Below are 4,414 nucleotides of genomic sequence, written 5' to 3'. Positions count from 1 at the left end.
CTAGGCTGGCTCGAGGTCGAAACGCTGCAACACCCGGGCTAGCCTGCCGCTCGATGCCATCCGCCGGCCACGGGATACGCCGATCTGGAAGCTGGAAGCCTCGTTAAAATGCCGGTCCTGCCGCAAGGGTCGTTCGGCGCCGCCGGTGCGCATGGATCAAGCTGGCGAACGCGCGGGCGATCTCGTCTTTTCGATCGCCGCTCGCTGAATGGAAGCTGCCGGCGGAAGCGGTTGAACGACCTCCGAGAAAAAATGGCCAAATCGGCAAAATTCACCGGAACTTTGAGTGGTCCATCCTTTTAACGGTCGGATTGTCCTGTTACCTATTGCGTAACGATTCGTGGTTTATTACCTTCTAGGTAACGGGCGGCCCCCGGGCATGGAATTGGACTTCTCGAGCAAAAAGCTCCGTCGACAGATGGAGTCCGAGGCAGAGCTCAAAAAGGCTTTCGGGCAGCTGGCCAAGCCCATCCAGATGCGACTTGGCGTGCTGGCAAACGCCCCGACTTTGGCGGATGTCCCCCGCACGCCGCCTGAGCGGTGCCATGAATTGAAGATGAACCTTGCTGGTCGCTTCGCCGTCGTGCTGAAGGATAACTGGCGCCTAATTTTCCGGCCCGATCATCAGCCGGTGCCAACAAAGGAAGATGGCGGAATTGATCCATTGAGGGTAACGGCGATCATGATTGAAGCGGTCGACGACTATCACGGGAAGTAAAAAGCGAAGAGCTGGTCACAATTTGAACGAGGGTAAAGAGATGGCTAGATTCGGAGCGGCACAGAAGAAGGCCTGGTCGCCTGACTGGGCAGTCCATCCTGGCGAACATCTGGCAGAGCATCTAGCGAGCAGGGGCCTGTCGCAGGCGGAATTTGCGCGTCTGGCCAACATGACGCCGAAGCTGGTTAGCACCATTCTAGGTGGCGCGAATCCGGTGACAGCCGAGACCGCACTTAAGCTTGAGCGGGTGCTCGGCATGAAGGCTGATATTTGGACCGGCCTTCAGGCGGACTGGGATTTGCATCAGGCAAAGGCGGCCAAGGAAGTTGAAGCAGAACAAGCAAAGGCGACCTTGGCTCGCTTCCCCGTGAAGGTGTTGAAGGAACGCAAGATACTCCCGGCCACAAATGAGCCGGCCCGGCTTTTCGATGGCCTTCTCCAATTTTTCGGAGTAGGCGGCATTGAGGCATTCGACGCCCGTCTGGCGAATATGGCTGTACGTCACCGTCAGTCCAAGGCCCATAAAACGTCCCCGTATCACGTTGCAGCGTGGCTTCTTCTGGGAGAGCGGCAGGCGCGCGCGATGGATATTCCTGCATATGACGAAGGAAAGTTTGCGGTTGCAGTTCGAGAGATTCGCACACTCACCGTGAAAGACCCGGAAGAGTTCTATCCCCGGATGGTTGAGTTGTGCCGTGGTGCGGGGGTTGCGATGGTTCTCGAAAAGCCGATCGAGAAGACGTGCTTGTATGGCTCCGCGCGATGGATCGAAGGCAATCGGGCGATTATTCAAATGTCTCTACGCATGAAAACTAATGACCACTTTTGGTGGACATTTTTTCATGAAGCGGCGCATATCACCCTGCATAAGGGGAGAGCGTTCGCGGACGATCACGGCGGCGAAGGTGATGGATTCGAAGATGAAGCCGATGCATGGGCTGAAGACATATTGGTCGGAACTGAACGCTTTGCGGCGTTCAAGGCTACGCGACCGCGCTCAGCGAAGGCCATAGTTACATTCGCGGGCGAGTTAGGGATACACCCCGGTATAGTCGTTGGAATGCTTCAGCATCACAGGGTGATTGACTTCAAACATTTCCATCACCTCAAAGCTCGCTATGAGTTGAAGGATTGAGGTCAAGGCAGGCGCGCTTCTGGGCCAGTCCGGTGGAATCCAGCATGCGGCTTCGTGATCCGTTTCGTTGTCTCCTGCCTCACCGGGAATTGCTGGGCTCGTAATACGCCCGCATCGCTTTTAGGTGTTCGCTCTGTAGCCGCGCATTGTTGCGCATGATCCGGACGTCGCCGACCACCTGGCCGAAGGCGAAGAGGGCAACCGCCGGAATAGATAGGCCGATTGCAATCATGAAGTCGATAACGCTAGCGCCAGCGCTCGCTACGGAAGCGTTCAAAGGCGTTGGGACGCTCAACGTCAGGAAAAGTACCAGCCAAACAAAGCGAGATAAACGCCGGAAACGATCTTTAGGAAAATAGCCATATCAGCCCCCTGAAAAGACAGTCTGATTGTTCCGCAACCGTGAGGCGAGGGCAATAGGCCCGCGACTCAAAAGTTGGCTCTCTTCGATTTTGGAAGGGCTGTGGCAGGGACCGCCACCGCTCCGCCGCGACTCAGGCTCTGCATCTGCCGGCGCAATCACGCGCAATGGTGGAGCTGAACATAACAATGGAAGCCTGTGCCATCTGTCCGCACCAAAGCGATTGTTCGAAGGTCGGCAGTTGCCTCGACGAAACCATGAAAGCATTACGGCGCCGGCCGAACGCTAAGACGCATCTGCGGCGGCGGGAAATTTAGTCCGGCAATCGCATCGCTTACGAAATTTCGCAAGCACTGCAAGCTCTATCCGGAGTGGGGCGCGGAAGCCAAGCGGCTTGCTATTGCGAATGCAAAGGCGACGGACAAGCTGAAAGGCGCACATTATAGCTCCCGCACACATTGCCGGCGCGGCCACGAGTTTGCAGTGCATGGGCTATCTTACAAAAATCATGTGAACGGGAGGCAATATCGCTACTGCAAGCTCTGCAACAAGATCAACGCACGACAGGGCAGCAAGCTGCCCGATGAAATCGTTGAGAAGGTCAAGTCGTTGGTCCGCTCCGGAAACCCACTGAACTTATTCACTTCGGGCGGGAAGCCCGGATACTTGTGCAGATTTGCAAGTGTGAAGCTGCTTCGTCAGGAGGTGGGCGCAGAACAGACCGAGCCAGATTCTCGCAAGCTCAACAGTCCGGATCAGGGCAGATTGGTTACAATCCCGTACTTCCGAAGCGCGTAGCCGATCTGGCGCAGGCTCAGGCTTGCCGACCAAGACCTTGGTACGAGCCTTGCTTGATCAGGGGACAAGACCATGTGCTTCGCGCCGAGCGGGCGAATTACTTGCGTTGGTGTCTGGCTCCAGACATGGATGTCTTCAACCAGACACGGTTGAACACACAACAACACGCAGCGTCGAACGACGACAGTAGCGGCGGCACAGGAGAATGGCCTCGACGTCGTGCAAGCTGTGGCTATCCTCGACACCATGATTGACCATTGAGAGCCGCGGGGCAGTCTCGTTTTTTGCGAATGTGGCGATGCATTACTTGACGAGCGACGGCCTCGTCAGGTTTTCGAAAGCTTGCCCGAGTAAGGTTGCTCAGGTGATTTGTAAACGTGAGGCTGCGATGGACCCGCACAATTTTGACTCATTCAATGTAAGAGGTTGGCCGCAGGTAGAGCCCCCCGTCTCGCACGAGCCCGAAGCGAGCGACGTCGGCCAAGGGGCCTTTGAGCAGCAATTGCACCAGGCGCGCCCAGCCGGTGCCGCGATGCCCGATCGGGGGCCGCCCGGTGGCCTCCGTACCAATGTGTCTAGCGACGGCCAGCAGTCCCCCAACGGGCTGATGGGTGCAATTGCAAGGAGCAATATCCTGCCAAGGGAGGAGGTCCTCATCAACGATGAGCGTGATACAGCTGGGTTGAGAGCAGCGAAGAGGCCGAGGACCACAAACAATCCGCAAGGCGTTGCCATTGAGCGGCAGCTGAGCGAGATCGCCAATTCAGGTGAAGGTGGTGGAGCAATGCCGCCAGCCTCGGCGCTGCAGCCGGCTCAGTCAACGGGGGTTCTGATACGGCACGACAGGCGGCCTCTTTATTCCGATGATGCTCCCGCGATTTTCGGGCTTGGGGAGGCCCTCATCAAGGACGGGAGCGCCAAAGTCACTGCCGAGCGGTATGTAAGTTCTCTTCTTGGCTTTAGCCGCTGGCTCTTCGCAAAAAAGAAACCGAGCATTGTTGCTCGGCTCGACAGTAATTCGCTGAATGGCAGTGACGTGCACGAGTACATCGGAAAGGGTGATCCGAGGCTCCTCATTAGGGCATTAGACCATCTCCGGACCTTGCGGTCAGGAGCCGCGCCGATCATACGCCGCGCCAAGCTGAATCTTCACGCCTTGAACGTGGCCCTCATCAATCCCGAAGAGGCGGTAGTGATGGAGCGGAGGCGCGTCGGCGCCACCGCTGCGCAGTACAGCGGGTCGCAGGAAGCTGACACTCGACGAGAGGAGCTTCAGGGACGGCGGGATAATCAATCCGCCCCGTCGGCTTTCGTCCAAGAGCACGTCGCGTTCTATCCACAGCAGATTGCTCCGGAGGAGCTTCGGCGAGTGCTGGATCATCTGAATGATCAATCCATCCCG

The 4,414-nt window shown here is 57.3% G+C and carries 2 protein-coding genes and 1 pseudogene; all 3 read left to right on the top strand.

Annotation, left to right across the window (positions count from 1 at the left end; all coding sequences use genetic code 11):
* Positions 1-379 precede the first annotated feature (379 nt).
* Positions 380-718, top strand: a complete 339-nt coding sequence (locus KIP88_RS45300; RefSeq protein WP_057901262.1) for a type II toxin-antitoxin system RelE/ParE family toxin — start codon at positions 380-382, stop codon at positions 716-718.
* A gap of 40 nt (positions 719-758) precedes the next feature.
* The gene (locus KIP88_RS45295) at positions 759-1,853 is read left to right on the top strand and encodes a HigA family addiction module antitoxin (RefSeq protein ID WP_057850887.1); all 1,095 of its coding nucleotides are present in this window, start codon (positions 759-761) and stop codon (positions 1,851-1,853) included.
* A 1,547-nt stretch (positions 1,854-3,400) separates the two neighbouring features.
* Positions 3,401-4,414, top strand: a pseudogene (locus KIP88_RS47665) (hypothetical protein); the annotation flags it as partial.

The organism is Bradyrhizobium sp. SRL28 (genome assembly GCF_018596315.1).
In the GTDB taxonomy this organism is placed as follows: Bacteria; Pseudomonadota; Alphaproteobacteria; order Rhizobiales; family Xanthobacteraceae; genus Bradyrhizobium.
The sequence above is the reverse complement of the archived record's forward strand: the minus strand, read 5'-3'. Positions and strand labels throughout refer to the sequence as shown.